Below are 20,708 nucleotides of genomic sequence, written 5' to 3'. Positions count from 1 at the left end.
GAGGACGGACGGGGCTCGTGGGGCCGCGGTTCTCGCGCCGGGCTCAGCTTCCCGACGGCGACGCGGCGGAGGGAGCGGCGGATGCGCCGTCGTCGGCGGCCGGGGAGGAGGACGCCGCGGACACGACGGCGGCCGCGACATGGTCGAATTCCTCGTCGGTCGCGGTGCCCGTCAGCACGATGGTGCTGCCGCCGGATTCCCCGACCCAGGAGCGGGCGGGCCGCCCCTGGTCGTCCTCGGCCTGGTAGGTGCGCCATTCCACCCCGTGAGCCTCTCTGGTTCCGGTCTGGGGGGCCTGGTCGAGCTGTTCGACCAGCCAGGTGGGGTTGGCCTGGTCCGTCTGCACCAGTCCGATGAACCGGGAGGACGGCGTGACCCAACCGGCTTCCCAGCGGTCCACGCCATCGGCCGTATTGCCCTGCCACCGGGCGTAGTTGGGGCTGTAGCCGTCGCCGAGCTCGGGGGCCAGGGGCTCGAAGCCGGCGACATCGGCGGCGTAGCCGGCCTCCTGCGCCACGTCGACGTCCGGGCGGTAGGTCTGCCCGTCGGGGCGCGGTTGCAGCAGGAAGAACGGCAGGGCGAGCAGGACCAGGACGGCCATGGAGATGATCATCCCCCGGGCGGGGGCGTTGATCCGCTTGGCCTGCTTGCTCGTGATCTGCGGGGTGACCTGCGGTTCGTCCTCGGCGTCGCGGGGCGCCGCCGGCTCGTGCCGGTCGTGATGGACCTGGGGATGCTGCTGACTCACGGACTCCATTGTGCCTGCAACCGGCAGGTGGCGGTGACCGGCGTCCCCGGGAGTCCCTCATCGACGACGATTCCGGGAAGTCTCCGGCCCGTGGTTCCGTCCACGAGCGGCCGGACCTGACTATCCTGGGGGTGAGGTCGACGCCGACGTCGGCACCCATGCACCCGAAGGTGAGGAAACGCTGTGGTAGAGCAGACAAGGCCCCCCAACGCACCCGATCGCAACCTGGCGATGGAACTGGTCCGCGTGACCGAGGCCGCAGCGATTGCGGCAGGCCATTGGGTGGGTGCAGGTGACAAGAACAGTGCCGACGGCGCGGCCGTGGACGCCATGCGCTCGTTCCTGTCCACCGTGGACTTCAACGGCACCGTGGTGATCGGCGAGGGCGAGAAGGACGAGGCCCCCATGCTGTTCAACGGTGAGCAGGTCGGTGAGGGGTCGGGAGCGGCCTCGGATATCGCCGTCGATCCGATCGACGGGACCCGCCTCACGGCCCTGGGCATGAACAACGCCCTGTCCGTGATCGCGGTGGCCGACGGCGGCTCCATGTTCGACCCCTCCGCCGTGTTCTACATGGAGAAGCTCGTGGTGGGACCGGAAGCCGCCGATTTCGTGGATCTGCGCCTGCCGGTCAAGCAGAACCTGCATCTGGTGGCCCGCGCCAAAGGGGTGCCGGTCAACCAGCTGACGGTCTGCGTCCTGGACCGCCCCCGCCATGCCGACCTGGTCGAGGAGATCCGCAAGACCGGGGCCCGCACCCGCATGATCCTCGACGGCGATGTCGCCGGCTCGATCGCGGCGTGCCGCGAAGGCACCGGAGTGGACGTGATGATGGGGACGGGCGGCACCCCCGAGGGCATCGTGACCGCGTGCGCGGTGAAGGCCACCGGTGGCGTGATCCAGGGCCGCCTGGCGCCCACGGACGAGGCGGAACAGGAGAAGGCGGCTGCGGCCGGTCTCGACGTCGATCAGGTGCTGACCACCAACGACCTGGTCACCTCCGACAACTGCTTCTTCGCGGCCTCCGGCATCACCGACGGCGACCTCTTGCGCGGGGTGCGCTACCACGGTCAGCGGATCGTCACGCAGTCGCTGGTCATGCGCTCGCGGTCGGGCACCGTCCGCGTGGTCGAGGCCGAGCATGTCGCCTCCAAGTGGGAGAAGTACGCCCGGCACTGACGTCCGGTTGCACCTCCGTCGCCTGAGCGAGGCTGCTGCCCGGTGCGGCGTGCGTCTGTCTGAGCGGCTCTGCGAGGATGAGGTTCGTGGTCCGGGTGCGCTCGCACCCGGACCACGAACGTCTCCGCCCGCTGCGGCGCATAGAATATGCCCGACCCCCGTACGTCCACGGTCTCCCCGCGCCCCCAGCCGGGAGCACCGCCCCCAGCGCACAAAGGAATCCGCCTGCCGTGGCTCTGTCCGTAAGTTCCAGTCTGAACCAGAAGACCTGGGACGCGACCGTTCGCGTGACCGGTGGTCACCCCGACCAGCTGTGGGGGATCGGGGCGGTACAGCAGGCCGCGGAGGGCGAGGACCTCACGGTGGATCGGGTGCTGGTCCGGGACTCCGAGGAACGCATGGTGGGTTATGCGCAGCTTCAGATCCGCCCCCACCACGGCCGGATCCTGGCCGAAGGCCAGCAGGTCCACGTGAACAGGCCCGCCACGGTCCCGGCGTTCATGGACGCCCTGGCCCGCTACGCGGCGGACCGCTACCGTGCCGAGCGGATCACCCTGACGGTCGACGTCCCCGGCGCGGTGCATCTCAGGGAGGCCCTGGACCAGCGGAGCTGGACGCCGCTGGATCCGGTGGGGGAGGCCGAGGCCGGCCCGCTCAGGCTGCGGGTCCCGCTGGGCGAGACCGAGAAGGCGCTCTCGGCCCGGTTGTCCGCCGAGACCCTGGACCGGTGCCGGGCGGGGCTGCGCGTATCGGATGTCACCGTACGGGAGATCACCGCCGATTCCGGAGGGGTGCGCGCGGTCGGCCTGAAGACCGGGCAGATCAATCATCTCCTGAAGGACCTGGGGCAGGACTCGCTGCTGCTCGTGGCGACCCAGGAGCGACCCGGGGAGCAGCCGGAGGCACTGGGCTATCTGTGGTTCGTCCACACCGTTGGCCTGGCCATGCTCTACCGCATCGGCTTCACCCGAAAGGCCCGGGAACTGGGCATCGACGACGCCCTGCTGCTCACCGGGGTCGTGGAGCTGCAGAAACGCGGCGTCCAGCGCATGGACGGCGGAGATGCGAAGGACAAGCACGTCCCCACCGTCGTGCGCGAGCTCGCCGATCGGGAGCGGGCCGTTCTCGGGACCTGGCGCAAGGACCTCGTCGAAGCCACCGGCGCGAAGCCCTCCGCCGGTACGGGCGGAGGCAGGAAGCGCCGTGTCCGCGGGCGGAGGAAGGACGATCCGGGCGTCGAGCCGCAGGCACACCAGGGGGCCGACGCGGCGGCGGAGCCGCAGCGCGTGGACCAGGTGCGGCGGCAGGTCAGCCAGGATCTCGGGATCGAGATGACGGGCGTCACGCCCGCCCAGCGGGAGATCGAGCCGGCGCGGGATGCCGCGGCCACGCCGGGGGAGTCCCGGGGAGACGCCGCACCCCGGGCGTCCTCGGAACACCAGCGCGAGCCCCGGAAGAAGAACGGCGACACCGGGACAGCGTCACCGCAGGAACGACCGCCGAGAGCGGGCCGTCCCATCTCCTCCGTCAAGCGTCTTTACGCCGAGGGGATGAGGGCGTTCAGGGACGCCGCGGGCCGCTGAGTCACCCTCGGGAGACCTTGCTCCTGAGGGCCGAGATCACGCCGGGCGCCTTCTCCCCGGCTGCTTTCCTGGCCGAGCCGGCCATCTCGCGTGCGGCCCGGATCCCGGTGTACGCGGTGTACTTGGCCGGGGAGACCGGCAGGTCCCACGTGCCCGGGTACTCGGCGGGGGTCCCGCCGAAGGATTTCTTGAACTTCGTGAACCCGTACCACTCGTGCTCCGGTCCGGCGCCGTCCGGTGCCGTCCCGAAGAGGTCGAAGGTGCTCAGGCCCTTCTCCTTGGCGTCCAGGATCATCCGGACCACCAGGGGGATGCCGGCCGAGAGCTTGCGATGCTCCACATCCATGGAGGCGTGCGCGTAGGTGCGGGTGTCGTCCGAGTCGTAGACCAGCGAGGCCCCGATCGGCTCGTCGTCCAGGCGGGCCACGTAGAGAACGGCCGCGCCGCGCGGCATGAGGACCTCGGCCGCGGTCTGCAGGTAGTCGTCGTGCTGACGGTTGAAGTTCTTCCGCTGCGCCGTCTGCGCCAGGTACTTCAGCAGGATCGAGATGGCCGCGGGATCCGTCGTCGCCGTGAAGGTCACGCCCTTCTTGTGGATGTTGCGGTGGAGGTTGCGATTGGTGGACTTCATGTCCTTGAGGATCGCCTCCTCGTCCTGAGCGAGGTCGATCAGCTGCGTATGACCGGGCTGGACCTGGCGGGGAGCCCGCTTGAGCCCGCGCCGGCGCAGTGCCGCCTCGGGGGTCTCTAGCCCGTCCTGGATCCTCGCGAACGCCGGCTCGATCCGCACGAACCAGCAGCGGTGGTTCCTGGCCGCGGTTTTCAGGGACTCCAGAGCGGCGTCGAAGGCCTGGGGGGAATCAGCCAGCGGTCCGTAGGGGCAGTACAGGTACCGTCCCGTCGAACCGCCCTCGACGGTGGCCTGCCAGGAGAACCCGGGCCCCTCGTCGTCGACGACCGTGTGGCCCAGTTCGGCCTGGAAATCCGCCCATGCTTTGCTCTGCAGAATGTTGGTCACGGTCGCCACTGTACCGGCGTCGCCGCTGCGCTCCACCTGCGCCGGGGCGCGCGCCGGATCAGGGGACCGAGCAGGTCCCGTTGGCCGACAGCTCGGTCTGGCCCGGCTCGGTGGCGCCGTCGAGGGTCTCGGCGGGGAGCATCGTCAGCGACCTCGCCCCGGTGCCCGCGCCCTGGGCCAGGACGGCGCCGGCGGATTCGGAGGAGGCAGGGCCGGACGATGCGGCCGCCGTCGTGGGCTGAACGTCTCCCGAACCGTCGGCGCTGGCCAGCAGGTCGGCCACGTCGGCGTGCAGCTGGTCGTAGTCCGGATAGGTGGGGAACATGGCGTCGTAGTACGGCGGTCCTGCGGCGTAGCCGACCAGATCGTAGTTCTTGGCCTCCAGCGCGAGATCCACGAAGGACCCGATCGAGGACTGCGGGATGTCCGTCACGACCACCTGGGTGCCGGCCGCAGCCATCTCCTCGAACTTGGAGACCACGTTGACCGGGTTCAGCTGCTTGAGCATGGCCGTCTGGACGCATCGCTGGCGGGCCTGCCGGTCGTAGTCGGAGGCCCCTTCCCGGGAGCGGGCGTACCAGAGGGCGTGGAAGCCGTCCAGATGCTGCACACCGGGTTCGATGTACCCGTCGATCGGGTTCGGGAGCCCGGTGATCTCGTTCGTCCCGCCGCCGATCGGCACCTCGCCGCCGACATCGATGGTGATCCCGCCCATGGCGTCCACGAGCTGCTCGAACCCCGCCATGTCGATCATGGCGTACCCCTGGACGTCGATGCCCAGCACGCCGGAGGCCGCGTCCATCATCGCCTCCGCACCGGGGTCGTCGACGTCGCCGTAGACGTCCGGATGGTTCTCCGTGACATCGGTGTAGACGGCGTTGAGCAGGCACTCGTCGCCGCAGTCGTAGCCCTCCGGGTAGACCTCGTGCATGGGGGAGTCGGCCGGGAAGGGCGCGTTCTGAAGGTTCCGCGGCAGGGAGATGGTGACGGTCTGGCCGGAGTCGGCATCGATGCTGATCACGGTCATCGAGTCCGGCCGGAGGCCGACCCGGTCGGCGCCGGCATCGGCGCCCATGAGCAGGATGTTGTACCTGCCGTCCACGGGCCTGAACGGCAGGCCGCCGCCGAAGATCTGCCCCACCGTGGAGCGCGTGACGTTGATCAGATGGGCCGTGTACCCCAGCCCTCCGGAGGTGACGACCATGGCCACGATCGTCGCCACGATCGCCACGGTGCGCGCCCTGGTGCTCAGCAGCCCGGGACGTACCAGCCGCAGGGCGTCGAGGAACAGCACGCCCCATCCGATGGCCAGGGCCACCAGGGCGACCGAGATGACGGGGGTGGTCAGCCCGTTGGTGAGCAGGAAGATCAACGGGGTGCGCCAGAAGACGGCCGAGAGGATCGCGAGAGCCAGCAGGATCCAGCACACCATGGTCACCGACAGCGCGATGCGCCCGATCCGCCGGTTCCCCGCGCTGATCTGGGCGGAGCCGGGGACCAGCAGGGTGCCCCCCAGCAGCAGGGCGGCGCGCTTGTTGCGCGCCTGAGCGGAGACGAACCGCGGATTGAACAGCGCCTCGGCCCACGAGGAGACCCGGTTGCGGGAACGGATCGAGCTCTCGGCGGGAATCTCTCCCACGACGTCGTCGTCCCGCTCCTCGGGCCCCGGCCCGTACGGGGACGGATCCGCGCGCACGGACTCGGCGTACGCGTCGTGGTGGGGGGCGTCGTAGGTGTCACCGGGCTGCGCCGCATGCTGCCCGGTCTGATCGACCCACAGCTCGTAGTCACGGTGTGCTTCGTCGCGGGAGCGGCGATCGCGCCTGCGGGAGGGGGGGTCCTGGGGTCCTGTCACGTAAATCGCGCCTGTTGCTCGGGGAAGTAAGAAGGTGCCGTCGACGACGGGGGACCAGCCTCCGGGCCGGTTCGTCGTGCTGGGCGGATGACCTCGCGGATACCGGAGGCCCTAGTCGGCCAGGCGCTCGCGCAGCGCGGCGCCCTTGGCGTGGGCGATCTGGTTGAGCTCGGCGGAGAAACGCTGCAGGGACGCACGCAGCTCGGCGGCGTCCTCGTCGGTGCCCGCCGCCAGGATCCGGGCGGCCAGCAGCCCGGCGTTCCGGGCCCCGCCGATGGACACGGTGGCTACGGGTACTCCCGCCGGCATCTGCACGATGGACAGCAGCGAGTCCAGGCCGTCCAGGGTCTTCAGGGCGACGGGCACCCCGATCACCGGGAGGACCGTGGTGGAGGCCAGCATGCCGGGCAGGTGCGCCGCCCCTCCGGCCCCGGCGATGATGACACGCAGCCCGCGCTCGACGGCGGAGGTTCCGTAGTCCACCATCTCGTGCGGCATCCGGTGCGCGGAGACGACGTCCACCTCGCAGGAGACCCCGAGTTCCCCCAGGATCTCCACGGCGTCTTCCATGACGGGCCAGTCGGAGTCGGAGCCCATCACGACGCCGACCACGGGCTGGGTCTCATCCATCGAAATCTCCTTCTGATCAGGCCGGGGACGTGAATCAAGCTCACGGTACTCGCACCGGCTGGTAGTCCGCCGGTAGGCGGGCCCTTCGCGTGGCACGGGCCCGTCTCCGCCGGTCGGGACGATCTTTTTCCGCCTCTCCTCGCGCTCAGGCGCCGTCGCGGATGATCGCCGCTGCGGTCGCAGCGCGGTTCCGCATCTCGGGGATCTCCCCGGCGTCCCGGCCGGTGACATTGATGTGCCCGACTTTGCGGCCGGCCCGTACCCCCTTGCCGTACAGGTGCACCTTGGCAGCCGGTACGGCGCTCATGGCGCTCGTGAGGTCCGCGAAGAGGTCGTCGGCGCTTCCGCCCAGGATGTTCTTCATGACGGTGGCCCCGCCGATGAACCCGGTGTCGCCGAGGGGCAGGTCGAGCACCGCCCGCAGATGCTGCTCGAACTGCCCGGTGACCGATCCGTCCATGGTCCAGTGCCCCGAGTTGTGGGGTCGCATGGCCAGTTCGTTGACCAGGAACCCGCGGCCGGGGACCTCGAAGAGCTCGGCGGCCATCACCCCGGTCACCCCGAGCTCCGTCGCGAGGGTGCGCGCGGCCTCCGCCGCTGCCTCGGCGATCTCGTCGGGCAGCCCGGGGGCCGGGGCGAGCACCTCGTCGCACACGCCGTCGACCTGGATGGACTCCACCACGGGCCACGAGCGGACCTCTCCCGACGGCGTCCGGGCCACGAGGGCGGAGAGCTCGCGGCTGAACGGCACGGCTTCCTCGGCCAGCAGCGCCGGGAAACGGCCCTGGCCGAACCAGTCCGCGGCAGTGCCCGTCCGGGCCTCCTCCTCGGAACGGACCAGCAGCACGCCCTTGCCGTCGTAGCCGCCGCGCGGGGTCTTGAGCACGACGGGCCACCGGCCGTCGGCGAAGCCGATCAGCTCGTCGGCGCTGGCCACCTCGGCCCAGCGCGGGTTGGGCAGCCCCAGGCGCTCCACGGCGCGGCGCATCACGATCTTGTCCTGCGCGTGCACCAGGGCCTCCGGGCGGGGCTCCACCGCGATTCCCGCCGAGAGGAGCGCCCGGAGATGCTCGTTGGGCACGTGCTCATGATCGAAGGTCAGCGCGTCCAGGCCCTCCGCGAAGGCGAGCAGGGTCTCGAGGTCGTGATAGTCGCCCACCTGGTGGCCGGCTGCCGCCGGAATCGCGCAACTGCCCGGTTCCTCGGCCAACACGCGTAGTTCTAGCCCCATTTCGGTGGCTGCCGGGCCCATCATCCGGGCGAGCTGCCCGCCACCGACCACGCCCACCACGGGGCCTGTCACGGGCGTCGGAGAGGGGATCCGGCGATTGCCGCCGGGTGCCGGGGAGCAGGTGCGGGGGTCCTGGGAAGGCTGAGGCGCATGAGTCACCGCACCAGGTTAATGCTCAAGTGTGCGCATATGATGGGCCACGCGCTCGCTAAACGGCCCGACTGCGACGGCCGCCTGGAGCGTTCAGCTGAAGCACCCGGAGCCTGGACCCTATGATCAATCGTTTCAAAGCCGCCTGGCACTTGTTCGTTGCGGAACTCATGAAGTTCGGCACCGTGGGCGGCTTGGCCTTCCTGGTCAACGCCGGCGTCGTCTGGCTCCTGATGCACACCGTCTTCCAGGAGGACGGTCACGTCAAGGCCAAGGCCATCGCGACGATCGTGGCCACGTTGTTCTCGTGGGTGGCCAATCGCTACTGGACGTTCCGGGACAAGCGGCAGTCGGACACCAAACGGGAGCTGATCCAGTTCCTGATCGCCAACGGGATCGGCATGGCCATCGAGCTGGCCTGCGTGGGCGTGAGCTACTACGTCCTGGGCCTGACCAGTCCCACGGCATCGTTCATCTCCGGAACCATCGTGGGGACGGCCCTGGGCACGATCTTCCGCTACTTCGCGTACCGGTTCTGGGTCTACGCGGTCAAGCTCGACGAGGAGCCCGGTTTCGCGCCGTCCACCGCCTCGGAGATGGCGGCCATCACCGGGCGTATCCCGGTGATCAAGGTGCACCCGACGGAGACGGCGGGAGCCGCCGCGGAGCGAGAGACCGGCGCCGACCACCGGGAGATCCCGGACGGGAGCCACGGCGGGGAGCACACCTCCGCCGACGACCGCGAGTCCGGGCGCGGCCCCTCGCAGGACCCGTCGCCGTCGAGCCCTAGCTCCAGCTGAGGCCGACCCGCTCGGCCGCCAGGATGGCGCCGATGCCTTCTGCGCCCTCGTGGGAGCCCCCGTGCGGGCGCTCCGCGGAAAGGTCCGTGAGAACGGCCGTACTGCCCGCCAGCCACGTGGCGACCAGTCGCTCCAGGCTCACGGCGCTCCAGCTGTCAGCGTCCAGGTGAACCGCCCCGATCGCCTCCGCCTGCACCTGGTCTCCGAGGGCTGCCGCGGCGCTGAAGAAGCGGGCGTGGGTCAGCCGTTCGGCGGGGGTCAGCAGGCAGACGTCCTCGGGGCCGGGACGGGAGGCACCGGACCACTGGTCGCCGTGGACTCGGATCTCCGCGCAGTAGTCGATGGCCCCGGCGGGCAGCCGCTCGGGCTCCAGCGACATGGCGAGCCCGGGATAGGCCAGTGCCATGACCTCGGCCGCCGACTGCACGCCCGGCAGGGTGCCGGCCTTCTCAGCGGCCGAGGAGGTCGCGGCGGCCTCCCCGGGGTCCTGGATCACGGCGAGCTCCACGGGATGAGAGGTCCTCGGGGAGGCCGCCGCCCCATTTCCCGCCCCGGACGGGGCGTCTGCGGCACCCGAGAGGACCACGACGGCGCCCAGCCGCCAGGCCGCGGCGATCACCACGGCGGTGCGCCAGTGCAGGCTCGCATCCACCAGCACATGGTCTCCGGGCATGAGTCCCAGATCGTCCACGAGCAGGTTGGCGGTCTTGGCCACCCAGTTCTCGAGCACACGTCCTGATAACTCCACCCTGCCGCCGTCGTGACCGTAGAACACCACGGCGGGTGTGGGCCGGGCTGCCATCTGGTCGAGCAGGCGCGTGAAGTCCTGCGGGCGCGCGTTGTCCGGAGAGCTGATGGACGGCAAGGAAAACCTCCGTGAGCGTAGTGGCCGGCTGGCCTGGCAGGGCCTGTGACCTGCGGCGATGTGGCTATGACGGAACCTTGGGGGTAAAGTCAAGGACCAGCCGGAACCAGCGGCAATGTGTGGCCCGCGCTTGACGTTCCGGTGCTTACAAGCGTGTAATTAGTGCTTGTGGCAGGGTGCCTTGCAGTTCTACGCCGGTCCTCGGAGCCCCCCAGAGCACTGTCTGAGCGAGTTTAGGGCAGTGCGTCTCCGGGAGAAACCGGCGAGACGTCCACCCGGCCCCCGGAGATATGCATTGCAGGGTATATACACTGCTGAGATCTCGCCGACTGACGGAAGGAACGCCATGGGAGAACCCGCCTACGACAACGCCGAGGTTGCGCAGACCGCACGGCGGCGGCGGGGAAGCCGTTCCGTTCCGCAGGACTGGTTTCTGGACCCGGTGGATCCGGACGCCGCGCAGCGATTGAACGGCACGGGCGGCCCCGCGACGGCCACCGACACCGTGGACTACGCCCCGGATGCCGCGGCGGTTCCCGGGTCGATCTGGCAGGCGGTGGCAGGCGCCTACGGCATCGAGGCCGACGAAGGCGAACTGGCCTGGCAGACCGACGCGCTGTGTGCCCAGACCGACCCCGAGGCGTTCTTCCCCGAGAAGGGCGGGTCCACCCGCGACGCCAAGCGCGTGTGCGAGGCCTGTCCCGTGCGCTCCGAGTGCCTGGACTACGCCATGGCCCACGACGAGAAGTTCGGTATCTGGGGCGGTCTGTCCGAACGTGAACGGCGTCGTCTGCGCCGCGCGGGCCGCTGACAGCGGAAGGCCCCGCGTTGGCAGCGACGATCCCAGAAGCCCCGCTGGCACGGTTGTGCTCCCGTCAGGGGTGCAAGCGTGAGGCCGTGGCCACCCTGACCTACGTGTACTCGGACTCCACCGCCGTCATCGGGCCGCTGTCCGTGCACAACGAACCCCACGCCTACGACCTCTGCGCACCTCATGCCCAGCGCCTGACGGCCCCGCGAGGCTGGGAGATCCTGCGAGTCGAGGCACCCGCCCCGGAACCGGCCGACCTGCCGGCAGCGGCCCACGGGTCGCTCTCGAGGATCGGCTCCGCCGGTTCCGCCGTCGGCGCCCCTTCCGGCGAGAACGAAGGGCACGGCCCCGATCACGAGCCCGATTCCGAGACCGCTCCCGTGGTCGCCCCAATGGCCGCAGTGCGCCGCCTGGAGCTGGCCCCGCCGCCGGCAGCATCCGCTGCCGGCCAGGAACCCGCCGGGTCCCCCGAGGTCGAAGCGCCCCCGGCCCCCGGTGAGGATGCCGGCGAGGCGGAGGAGGCCACTGAGCCGGGCGAGCCGGAGGACCCCGGGGAAGCCTTCGAGCCGGAGGACGACGAGAACTCCCTGATCGATGAAATCTTCGGATCCGCCAGCCAGGAGCCGGTGTCGTCCACCTCCGACCAGCCCAGGGCCATGCGTATCCCGCACCTGCGCCGTCGGCCCCGCCGTCAATAGCAGCCCCCCCCCATCCACCCCGCCGACTCCCCGCCGGAGCACCGGTTCCCCGCCTTGCGCGGCCCGCTTCCCGGCACCCGGCGCGAGGGTGACGCACCTCCCCGGAGACCATCATGAACGCCACCGCCCCATCATCCGGTCAGACTCCTCAGTCCCAGGGACCTCAACACCAGAGCCCCCAGTCTCAGACGCCTTCGGCCGCCCGGCTGAACCGCGGCGACGGGGTCTCGTCGTTGTCCCCGGCCCTGCTCGCCGTCCTGCGATGCCCCATGACCCGTGCCAAGCTGGTGATCGTGGACGAGCACCACATGATGAGCGAGCGCCCTTTCAACGAGGGCGTGCATCCCGTCTTCGAGGTGGTCGACGGCATCCCGAACTTCCTGCCTCTGACTCCGTGAGTCCCCGGCCCGGTGCTGCGCCGGAGCCCGCGAACACCCCCAGCGACGCCGATCGAAGGACGTGACCCGTGAGCAACGGACAGAACCGCACCGGCGGCCCCCGCGACAGGGGTCCCGGGGAGCGCCGCGCTCCGGAGGACTGGACGCGTCTGGATCCCGCCGTACCCCGCCCTGACCGGGCCGACCTGCTGGGGGAGGCCACCTCCGACGCCGGCGCCACCCGGGCTGCCGAGCCGCGGGATTCGCAGCCGGTCCCGGCAACGGCCGGAGATCCCGGTGGCCCCACTCCTTGGGCGAGCGGAACCCGGCCGGGCCCCGGCGCCGGGCCGGCCGGCTTCGGGGATGGTGCGAGCGCGGGAGCGTCGCCGGACACGGGGGCGCCGCAGCAGGTCCCGCCGGGTCCGGGCGCCCGGCCCGGCACGGCACCCCGCAGCGCGTCGCGCCTGCTCACCCGGCTGCTCGTGGGATTGGCGGTCCCCCTGGGACTGCTGGCCGCCTCCGTGCGCCTGGTGGCCACGCCGGTGTTCCTCTGGATCGAGTACCACCGTCCCGGTTTCCCCGCCGACCCCTTCGGATTCGGTGCGGGGGCACGGATGACCCTGGGCTCGCACGGGGTGGACTACATCCTCAACTGGGCTCCGGCGGCCTTCCTGGAGAACGTCCGCGCCCCCGACGGGTCCCCGTGGTTCTCCCCGGAGGAGATCTCGCACATGACGGACGTCAAGTACGTCATGCAGATCGGACTGGGCCTGGGACTCGTCGTGGCGCTGCTGGCCGTGGCGATCTGGTTCGCGCGCCGCGGCTCCGATGCCGAGGGGCTGATCCGCTCGGCGATGCGCGGGGCCTGGGTCACGCTCGTCCTCATCGTGGTGCTGGCCGTGGTCGCGGCTCTCGCGTGGCAGTGGTTCTTCGCGACGTTCCACTCCCTGTTCTTCGCCAGCGGCACCTGGACCTTCAGCCTCTCCGACACCCTGATCCGCCTGTACCCCACCCAGTTCTGGATCGATGCTGCCGCCACCGTGGGGGTGCTCACGATCCTCGGTGCGGTCCTGGTCCTGCTCTGCGGGCGCAGGGCGCTACGACGCCGGGCCGCCCGGCAGGGGCGCTGAGCGGCCCGTGGTTCCACCACGCCCTCCAGGAGTTCCCAGCGGGCCCCTCGTGACCCCCGGTCACCCCCGACGGCTCAGATCCAGCTGGGGAACCACATGCGCCGGTGCCAGGCCTCGTACGGGATGACCTGGGCGGTCCAGATGGGCCAGAAGTACCAGGCCACCGCCAGGACCAGGGCCAGCCACACGCCGACCACCGACCAGCTGGCGATCCGGTAGGCCTTCGACGACGCCTGGCCGGGCGACTCCCGCCCCGGGAGGATCATGCAGAGCCCCGCGGCCAGGAGCAGGACCATGAAGGGCAGGTAGGGCAGGGCGTAGAAGAAGAACTGGGTGCGCTCGGGGTAGGCGAACCACGGCAGCCAGCCCACGGCCACCAGGGCCAGGGGGGAGAGGATCCCCCAGTCCATGCGCCATCTCCGCCATGTGAGGGCCAGGATCAGCAGCGCGATCATGACGGGGATGGCCGTCCACCAGATCACCGGGTTGCCCAGGTTCAGGATCGCCTGGGAGCAGTTGGGGACCTCGCAGCCGTTCTGCCCCTGCTGCAGCGACTCGTAGAAGTAGGAGGTCGGTCGTCCGAGGATCGGCCACTGCGCCGGGCCGGCCATGTAGGTGTGCCCGGAGTCCAGCTGCACGTGGAACTCGTAGGCGGCCCGGTGGTACTCCCACAGGGACCGCAGGGCCCCGGGCAGCCACTGGACGCCCTCCCCGGGGTGCTCCGCAGCCCATTGCCGGTCGTATCCACCCGAGGTCCTCAGCCATCCGGCCCAGGTGGCGACATAGGTCACCAGGGCCACGGGGATCATGCAGACGAAGGCGAAGAGGCCGTCCTTGAGGACCCCGGCGGGAAACCAGTGCCTGACGCCCGCGGCCCGGCGCGCCCCCAGATCCCACAGCACCGTGATGATGCCCAGCGCCGCTACGAAGTACAGGGCATTCCACTTGACCCCCACCGCGAGGCCGCAGGAGACCCCGGCGGCGATGCGCCACCAGCGCACCCCCAGCCAGGGCCCCATGGGGGTGGGACCCCCATGGGGCCGGCCTGGGTCCGGCAGGCGGTCGATCAGCCGTCGTCGTCCGTCGAAGCGGTCCAGCAGCAGGAATACGAAGGCCAGCAGCACGAACAGGGCCAGGAAGATGTCCAGCAGCGCCAGCCGCGAATGCGTCAGGTGCAGGCCGTCGACGGCCAGCAGGGTCCCGGCGACGGCGGCCACGACCGGTGACCGGAACATCAGCAGCGCGGCGAGCACCACCAGAGCGATCATGACCGTGCCCGCGACCGCGGGGAAGAAACGCCACCCGAAGGCGTCCCCGGGGCCGAAGAGCAGCATGCCCAGGCCGATGAGCCATTTGCCCACGGGGGGATGCACCACGAAGGACGCGTCCCCGGTGGGATCCGGCGGATGGCCCGCGGAGAAGCCGGCATCCGCCTCCTCGGGCCATGACTGCTCGTAGCCGGAGAGCACCAGGGCCCAGCTGTCCTTGACGTAGTACGTCTCGTCGAAGGCGATCTCCTGGGGGCGGGCCAGCTGCCAGAAGCGCATGACCCCGCCCAGGACGACGGGCAGGAGGGGGAGGAGCCACATCCACGGCGCCACCGGCGCCCAGGCGGGCAGCAGCCGTTCGCGCAGCTCGGACCGCGGGAGGCGGTCGGCGTGCAGAGGGCGCCATGACCTGGAGAGGGCGGCCCGTGTCGCGGGGGGCGGGCTGTCTCGGGGGGAAGGGGTCACGGGCGTCATGGTAGGGGACCCGGGCCGAGAACTCCCGGCCAACAGGCCTAGAGTGGTCTGCGTGACTTCCCGCGCAGACTCCTTCTCCACCGGCGCCCTGGTGCTGGCCGGCACCCCCATCGGCAATCTGGGTGACGCCACCGACCGGCTCCGGGAGGCCCTGGCGTCCGCCGATGTGATCGCCGCCGAGGACACCCGCCGGACCCGGAAGCTGGCCGCCGGACTGGACGTTCCGCTGAGGGGCCGGCTGGTCTCCCACCACGAGCACAACGAGGCCGCCTCAGCCGCCGACCTCTTGGCCGAGGTCCGCGCGGGCCGCACCGTCCTGGTGGTCTCGGATGCGGGGATGCCCACGATCTCCGACCCCGGGTACCGGGTGGCTGCCGCAGCGGCGGCCGAGGGGCTGACCGTCACCGCGCTTCCGGGTCCCTCCGCCGTGCTGACCGCCCTGGCCGTCTCGGGACTGCCCAGCGACCGCTTCGTCTTCGAGGGTTTCCTCCCACGGAAGGCCACGCAGCGCGAGGCCCGGCTGGCCGAGCTGGCCGACGAACGCCGGACCATGGTCTTCTACGAGGCCCCCCACCGGGTCGCCGCGATGCTCCAGGCGCTCGCCGGAGCCTTCGGGGCGGACCGCCCGGCGGTGGTCGCCCGGGAGCTGACCAAGCTGCACGAGGAGGTGCTGCGCGGTGACCTCGGGTCCCTTCACGAGAGGGCGGAGGCCGACGGGGTGAGAGGGGAGATCGTCGTCGTCGTCCAGGGCGCCCCGGAGGCCGAACCGGAGAGGCCCGAGGACCTGGTGGAGGAGGTCGAGGCGCTGGTGGCCGACGGCGTGCGGCTCAAGGACGCCTCGGGCACGGTCGCCGCAGCCCGCGGAGTCTCCAAGCGCGAGCTCTACGAGTCGGTGCTGGCCGCCCGCGAAAGCTAGGCTTGTGCGGATGACCCACCCTCGAACCACCGCAACGTTGTGGCCGGATCCGGCCGATCGCCCCGCGACCGTGCCGGGTGAGACGCCGGAGCCGTACCGGCCCGAGCACTACCTTCTTCCGGAGTCGACGCCCAGCGGTGAGGGGACCGATCGGCGCGACGAGTCGTCGGAATCGGGCCATACCCGCGACCTGACCTTTCCGCCCGCGCCCGAGCCGTTGCCGGTACCGGTCGTGGACAACCACACGCACATGGACACCCAGGACGGTCGGGTGCGCATCGGCTTGCGCGACATCCTCGACACCGCTGAGGACCTGGGGGTGCGCGGCGTGGTCCAGGTGGGCTACGACGTCGAGTCCGCCCGCTGGGCGGTGGAAGCCGCGCAGGCCGACCGGCGGGTCCTGGCCGCCGTGGCGCTGCACCCCAACGAGGTGCCCGGTCTGGCGGAGGCCGGTGACCTCGACGACGCGCTCGCGGTGATCGCCGGGCTCGCCGCCCACGACCGCGTACGGGCGCTGGGGGAGACCGGCCTGGACTACTTCCGGACCCGCAAGTCCCGCCGCCATCACCAGCACGACGCCTTCCGCGAGCACATCCGGCTGGCCAAGTCCGCGGGCAAAGCCATGCAGATCCACGATCGCGACGCCCACGCCGACATCGTCCGGATCCTCGGGGAGGAGGGCGCGCCCGACCGCACCGTCTTCCACTGCTTCTCCGGCGACGCCGAGCTGGCCCGCATCTGCAACGAGAACGGGTGGTACATGTCCTTCTCGGGAACCGTGACGTTCAAGAACTCCCGCGACCTCCAGGAAGCGCTCTCCGTCGCGCGGCCCGAGCTGATCATGGTCGAGACCGACGCACCCTTCCTGACGCCGCACCCGTACCGCGGGCGGCCCAACGCCCCGTACCTGGTGGCCCAGACCACCCGATGGGTCGCCGATTTCCTGGGCAGGCCGCTCGACGAGTTCTGCCGCAGGGTCGACGCCACCGTCCGCGAGGTCTACGGCGAGCATTGAGGACCGTCGCTTCACCCTCCTCACCGCGAACGACGGCGGGAGCCGCGGTCGGGAAGGGGCCGGTTGCTCGGTAGCATGGTCGGCGTGAATGAACCCCAAGACCCCGGCCCGCCAGCGCTGCTGGGACCCGCCGAGATCCGCGAGCTGGCGGAATCTCTGGGGATCCGCCCCACCAAGACCCTGGGGCAGAACTTCGTGATCGACCCCAATACGATCCGCCGGATCGTGGCTGCCGCCCGGTTGTCCCCGGGTGCGGAGACCGTCCTGGAGGTCGGACCGGGACTGGGCTCCCTGACGCTGGGGCTGCTGGACGCCGCCGGGCACGTGGTCGCGGTGGAGATCGACCCCCGGCTGGCCGAGCAGCTGCCGCGCACGGTCGACCGGTTCCGTCCCGGCAGCGGGCAGGCGATCGACGTCGTCTCCTCGGATGCCATGGCGGTCACGGAGCTCCCGCGCGTCCCCGACGCCCTGGTGGCCAATCTTCCGTACAACGTGGCCGTGCCCGTGCTCCTGCACCTTCTGGGGACCTTCCCCTCCATCGGGCACGGGCTGGTCATGGTCCAGGACGAGGTGGCCGACCGGCTCGCCGCGACGCCGGGGTCGAAGGTCTACGGCGTGCCCTCGGTCAAGGCCTCCTGGTTCGCGGAGGTGACCAAGGCCGGGGTGATCGGCACGCAGGTCTTCTGGCCGGCACCGCGGATCAGCTCCGGACTGGTCCGGTTCGTCCGGAGGCGGGAGCCGGTCGCGGATATCGGCGCGGGCGAGGCGCTCGGGCTGGGCGGAGACCGCGCGGCTGCGGTCGACCGGGACGCCGTGTTCACGGTGGTGGACGCCGCATTCGCCCAGCGCCGGAAGACGCTGCGGGCCGCCCTCTCCGCCTGGGCCGGGTCCGGTGCGGAAGCGGAGGCCGTGCTGGTGGCGGCCGGCGTGGCTCCCACCGAGCGCGGCGAGAAATTGGACGTCACCCAGTTCGCTGCCGTCGCCGCAGCGGGAGTACGGCGGGGCATCGTGCCCGCGGAAGGGCGGTATCGCGCGTGAGCCAGCATTCCTTCCGGGTCGAGGCTCCGGGCAAGGTCAACCTGTTCTTCGCCGTGGGCCCCCGGCGTCCCGACGGATACCACGGGGTGGCCAGCCTCTACATCGCCGTCGACGTAGCGGAGGCGGTCACCGCCACCTTCGACCCCCTGCTGCCCCCGGGGCAGATCGAGTGCACCCTCGAGGTGGTGCCGGGTTCCCTGGTGGACCAACAGCATCGCCGGGGCGGCTTCGACCTGGCGCAGGTGCCCATGGGCGACTCCAACCTGGCCGTCCGGGCGGCCAGGAAGGCGGTCGACCGCGCCGGCGGCCTGCCCGGTGGCGTCCGGCTGCACATCGAGAAGGCCGTGCCCGTCGCCGGCGGCATGGGCGGCGGGTCCGCCGACGCCGCCGCCGCCCTTCAGGCCACGACCGCCCTGATCTTCGCGGTGACCGGTCGCGAGACCACGGTCAGCCGCTCCCTCGAGATCGCCCGCGAGCTCGGCGCGGACGTCCCCTTCGCCATGACCGGAGGGGCCGCCGTCGGCACGGGCACCGGAGCTGATCTCTCCCCGGTGCCGGTGGGAGCCTCCTGGCCGGCGGTCCTGATCGCCGACGACGGCGCCCTGGCCACCCCCGCGGTCTTCGCCCGACTGGACGCCCTCCGCGCAGACGGGGTGCTGCCCGCCCCCGGAGAGGACGAACTGATGGTTCCCGACGAGCTGCTGGATGCCCTGGCCGGGGAGTGCGTCTTCGGAGTCGAGGCCTTGCGGGCGCTGCGCAACGACCTGCAGGCACCGGCACTGGACCTGGCGCCCCACCTGGCCCCGCGGCTCGAGGAACTGCGTTCTACGGGGGCCGTTCCCATGGTCTCGGGTTCGGGGCCGACCCTCATCGCGCTGGTCCCCCACCAGGAGTTCGCCCGGGATCTGGCCGGTCAGCTGCAGCAGGTGGGTGCTCACGCCGTCCCGGTTCTCCTGGGGTGACCGGGGGCGCCGGCCGGGGCGGGATCGAGATCGCTGCTTGTCAGAGGGCTATGACGTGGGGAACTTCATAGCCGCGCAGCACTGTCGGCGGGCTGCCGCGGGCTACCTTTGATCAAAGTCGGCAGGAGCATCAGAGGGGGAAGGCCTTCCGTGGCCCAGAATCACGACATCAGCCCGACGGGCGAGGCGCCTTCCCGCGACCGGTGGATAGACACCGTCAAGGGCGTGGCGATCGCCCTGGTGGTATTCGGGCACAGCATCAAGATCCTGACCGGTGACGGCTGGGAGGTGGCGAACACCTGGCAGCAGCTCAACGTGGTCATCGGCCAGTGGCGCATGCCGGTCTTCATGCTGGTGGCGGGATTCTTCGTCACGCGCTCCATCACCAAGTACGGATCCCGGTTCTGGCGCCTGAGACCCCTGAACATGCTGTGGCTCTTCGCGTTCTGGACCGCGGTGTACTGGGTTGCCTATCCGGTCATCGGAGCGGTGGACCCCGGGAAGACAGCGGGGGAGATGTTCACCTCGATCGCACGGGATACCGCGATGTTCCACTCCTATCTGTGGTTCCTGCTCGCCCTGGCGATCTACTACGCCGTTCAGGGGCTGCTCGGCGTCGACCCGCGTCGGTGGGCCGTCGTGCTGGCATCTCTGCTGTTCCTGATCTTCGTCCCGGGGATCGTGGACGACGTCACCTGGGGCGTCAACGAACTGGGAACCAACTGGCTGTTCTTCCTGGTGGGCGCATGGTGGAGCGAGAACATCCGGTCATGGGTCTCCCGCGTGCGCCCATGGCAGGGCGTGTTGTGGTGCCTTGCGTTCGCAGGCGCGATCGTGGTCTGGATGCCCACCCGCGACGTTCCCGTGCTGCAGCACTTCGGTGCCGCGCTCCCGCCCCTCCTGGCCCTGCCCGCGGGCCTGTGGCTGCTCTCGCGCCTGGATGGCAGGCCCGGGCTGCGGTGGGCTCGCACCGTCGGCACGCGGAGCCTGGCCGTCTACGTGCTGCACCCGCTCCTGATGCAGGCGTTGATCGCACTGGTCGCGCTCGTCGTCGTGGACCCGTCGGGAAGCGCACTGGCCGCACCGGTCTACTGGGCCGGCGTACCCGTGTTCACAGTGGTCGCGATCCTGCTCTGCCTGGCGATCCACCGCCTGACCGCTGGAGTGCCGTATCTGTGGAGCCTCCCGGCGCCCCGGCCGACACGCGAACGAGCCCCGTCGGCCTGAGCGCCGCCTCGTCGTCGCGAACCCTCGCAGATGTCCCGCTTCACCGCCTGATCCGGGACATCCGCGAGGGTTCGCTCCCCGACTACGACGATTCCAGTTCGTCCACATCGTGTTGGTGTTGGTGGTGGGCGTTGTGGAGTTCGGTGGGGGTGACGGGTGCGACGCGGTCTTCGAAGGAGACCAGGGTGTAGCGGTGGTATTCGTCGAGGGGTTCGTGGACTTCGATGAATTCGCCGTGGGGTAGTTGCTGGACGCGGCCGGTTTCGCGGCCGTGCAGCACGATCTCGCGGTCTTTGCGTTGTAGGGAGAGGCAGATGCGTCGGGTGATGATGAAGGCGATGGCGGGTCCGAAGAAGAAGAGGAACCGCAGCATGTAGATCACGTCGTTGACGGCCAGGTGGAAGTGCGTCGCGATCAAGTCACCGGTGGCGGCGATCATCAGCACGCCGTAGAACACGATCGCGGCCACGCCGGCACCGGTGCGGGTGGGGGCGTTGCGGGGGCGGTCGAGGATGTTGTGCACCCGGTTGTCCTTGGTGATCCACCGCTCCACCCACGGCCAGACCAGTACCCCCAGGACGAACAATCCCAGACCGGCCATGGGCAGGAGCAGGCTGAACGGGAGGCTCATGCCCAGCGCATCGAGTTCCCAGCCGAAGGGCCAGTTGCCCGGCATGAGGCGCAGTGCCCCATCGGCGAACCCGATGTACCAGTCGGGTTGGGAGCCGGCTTG

Annotated in this window: 19 protein-coding genes and 1 pseudogene; 12 read left to right on the top strand and 8 right to left on the bottom strand. The window is 70.7% G+C overall.

Features of this window, described 5'->3' with window-relative positions:
- Positions 1 to 43 precede the first annotated feature (43 nt).
- The gene (locus tag FCK90_RS05380) at positions 44 to 757 is read right to left on the bottom strand and encodes a DUF4245 domain-containing protein (protein WP_158033279.1); all 714 of its coding nucleotides are present in this window, start codon (positions 755 to 757) and stop codon (positions 44 to 46) included.
- A gap of 222 nt (positions 758 to 979) precedes the next feature.
- On the opposite strand from FCK90_RS05380, the gene glpX reads away from it, so the two are divergent.
- On the top strand, positions 980 to 1,927 hold the full coding sequence (glpX, locus tag FCK90_RS05375; RefSeq protein WP_158033420.1) for a class II fructose-bisphosphatase: 948 nt from the start codon (positions 980 to 982) through the stop codon (positions 1,925 to 1,927).
- A gap of 230 nt (positions 1,928 to 2,157) precedes the next feature.
- Entirely contained in the window at positions 2,158 to 3,510 is a 1,353-nt protein-coding gene (locus tag FCK90_RS05370) for a hypothetical protein (RefSeq protein ID WP_158033278.1), read from the top strand.
- 1 nt (position 3,511) lies between these two features.
- Here the strand turns inward: FCK90_RS05370 and FCK90_RS05365 are convergent, their stop codons facing one another.
- The 4 genes from FCK90_RS05365 to FCK90_RS05350 all read right to left on the bottom strand — a co-directional run bounded on the left by FCK90_RS05365 (position 3,512) and on the right by FCK90_RS05350 (position 8,316).
- On the bottom strand, positions 3,512 to 4,528 hold the full coding sequence (locus tag FCK90_RS05365) for a lipid II:glycine glycyltransferase FemX (protein WP_158033277.1): 1,017 nt from the start codon (positions 4,526 to 4,528) through the stop codon (positions 3,512 to 3,514).
- A gap of 58 nt (positions 4,529 to 4,586) precedes the next feature.
- Positions 4,587 to 6,383 (bottom strand): LCP family protein, encoded by a 1,797-nt coding sequence (locus FCK90_RS05360; protein ID WP_246180014.1) that lies wholly within the window; start codon positions 6,381 to 6,383, stop codon positions 4,587 to 4,589.
- A gap of 111 nt (positions 6,384 to 6,494) precedes the next feature.
- The gene (purE, locus tag FCK90_RS05355; protein WP_158033276.1) at positions 6,495 to 7,013 is read right to left on the bottom strand and encodes a 5-(carboxyamino)imidazole ribonucleotide mutase; all 519 of its coding nucleotides are present in this window, start codon (positions 7,011 to 7,013) and stop codon (positions 6,495 to 6,497) included.
- A gap of 145 nt (positions 7,014 to 7,158) precedes the next feature.
- Positions 7,159 to 8,316, bottom strand: a complete 1,158-nt coding sequence (locus FCK90_RS05350) for a 5-(carboxyamino)imidazole ribonucleotide synthase (RefSeq protein ID WP_158033418.1) — start codon at positions 8,314 to 8,316, stop codon at positions 7,159 to 7,161.
- Between the two features lie 200 nt (positions 8,317 to 8,516).
- Here FCK90_RS05350 and FCK90_RS05345 point away from each other — a divergent pair, with 200 nt between their 5' ends.
- Entirely contained in the window at positions 8,517 to 9,194 is a 678-nt protein-coding gene (locus FCK90_RS05345; protein ID WP_158033275.1) for a GtrA family protein, read from the top strand.
- Here the strand turns inward: FCK90_RS05345 and FCK90_RS05340 are convergent.
- Positions 9,181 to 10,059, bottom strand: a complete 879-nt coding sequence (locus FCK90_RS05340) for a TIGR03089 family protein (protein ID WP_158033274.1) — start codon at positions 10,057 to 10,059, stop codon at positions 9,181 to 9,183. The two genes, FCK90_RS05345 and FCK90_RS05340, sit on opposite strands and share 14 nt — an antisense overlap.
- A gap of 346 nt (positions 10,060 to 10,405) precedes the next feature.
- On the opposite strand from FCK90_RS05340, the gene FCK90_RS15705 reads away from it, so the two are divergent.
- The 4 genes from FCK90_RS15705 to FCK90_RS15695 all read left to right on the top strand — a co-directional run bounded on the left by FCK90_RS15705 (position 10,406) and on the right by FCK90_RS15695 (position 13,075).
- Positions 10,406 to 10,870: a WhiB family transcriptional regulator gene (locus tag FCK90_RS15705; RefSeq protein WP_158033273.1), complete on the top strand. Its 465-nt coding sequence runs from the start codon at positions 10,406 to 10,408 to the stop codon at positions 10,868 to 10,870.
- An 86-nt stretch (positions 10,871 to 10,956) separates the two neighbouring features.
- Positions 10,957 to 11,568, top strand: a complete 612-nt coding sequence (locus FCK90_RS15860; RefSeq protein ID WP_425481687.1) for a DUF3499 family protein — start codon at positions 10,957 to 10,959, stop codon at positions 11,566 to 11,568.
- A 113-nt stretch (positions 11,569 to 11,681) separates the two neighbouring features.
- Entirely contained in the window at positions 11,682 to 11,966 is a 285-nt protein-coding gene (locus FCK90_RS05325) for a hypothetical protein (protein WP_158033272.1), read from the top strand.
- Between the two features lie 68 nt (positions 11,967 to 12,034).
- Positions 12,035 to 13,075: a lipoprotein intramolecular transacylase Lit gene (locus FCK90_RS15695; RefSeq protein WP_246180013.1), complete on the top strand. Its 1,041-nt coding sequence runs from the start codon at positions 12,035 to 12,037 to the stop codon at positions 13,073 to 13,075.
- 74 nt (positions 13,076 to 13,149) lie between these two features.
- Here the strand turns inward: FCK90_RS15695 and FCK90_RS05315 are convergent, their stop codons facing one another.
- On the bottom strand, positions 13,150 to 14,817 hold the full coding sequence (locus tag FCK90_RS05315; RefSeq protein WP_181954203.1) for a dolichyl-phosphate-mannose--protein mannosyltransferase: 1,668 nt from the start codon (positions 14,815 to 14,817) through the stop codon (positions 13,150 to 13,152).
- Positions 14,818 to 14,869: 52 nt separating this feature from the next.
- Here FCK90_RS05315 and rsmI point away from each other — a divergent pair, with 52 nt between their 5' ends.
- The 5 genes from rsmI to FCK90_RS05290 all read left to right on the top strand — a co-directional run bounded on the left by rsmI (position 14,870) and on the right by FCK90_RS05290 (position 19,975).
- The gene (rsmI, locus tag FCK90_RS05310) at positions 14,870 to 15,733 is read left to right on the top strand and encodes a 16S rRNA (cytidine(1402)-2'-O)-methyltransferase (RefSeq protein WP_246180012.1); all 864 of its coding nucleotides are present in this window, start codon (positions 14,870 to 14,872) and stop codon (positions 15,731 to 15,733) included.
- Positions 15,734 to 15,743: 10 nt separating this feature from the next.
- Entirely contained in the window at positions 15,744 to 16,748 is a 1,005-nt protein-coding gene (locus FCK90_RS05305; protein ID WP_158033269.1) for a TatD family hydrolase, read from the top strand.
- Between the two features lie 75 nt (positions 16,749 to 16,823).
- On the top strand, positions 16,824 to 17,786 hold the full coding sequence (gene rsmA, locus FCK90_RS05300) for a 16S rRNA (adenine(1518)-N(6)/adenine(1519)-N(6))-dimethyltransferase RsmA (RefSeq protein WP_158033268.1): 963 nt from the start codon (positions 16,824 to 16,826) through the stop codon (positions 17,784 to 17,786).
- Positions 17,783 to 18,748 (top strand): GHMP family kinase ATP-binding protein, encoded by a 966-nt coding sequence (locus FCK90_RS05295; protein ID WP_158033267.1) that lies wholly within the window; start codon positions 17,783 to 17,785, stop codon positions 18,746 to 18,748. Before rsmA ends, FCK90_RS05295 begins: the two co-directional genes overlap by 4 nt.
- A gap of 150 nt (positions 18,749 to 18,898) precedes the next feature.
- Positions 18,899 to 19,975, top strand: a complete 1,077-nt coding sequence (locus FCK90_RS05290; RefSeq protein WP_181954202.1) for an acyltransferase family protein — start codon at positions 18,899 to 18,901, stop codon at positions 19,973 to 19,975.
- An 82-nt stretch (positions 19,976 to 20,057) separates the two neighbouring features.
- Here FCK90_RS05290 and FCK90_RS05285 read toward each other — a convergent pair.
- Positions 20,058 to 20,708 (bottom strand): annotated as a pseudogene (locus FCK90_RS05285) (cytochrome bc1 complex cytochrome b subunit); the annotation flags it as partial.

The sequence above is a fragment of the Kocuria coralli genome (assembly GCF_008831305.1).
Taxonomy (GTDB): Bacteria; Actinomycetota; Actinomycetes; order Actinomycetales; family Micrococcaceae; genus Kocuria; species Kocuria coralli.
The sequence above is the reverse complement of the archived record's forward strand: the minus strand, read 5'-3'. Positions and strand labels throughout refer to the sequence as shown.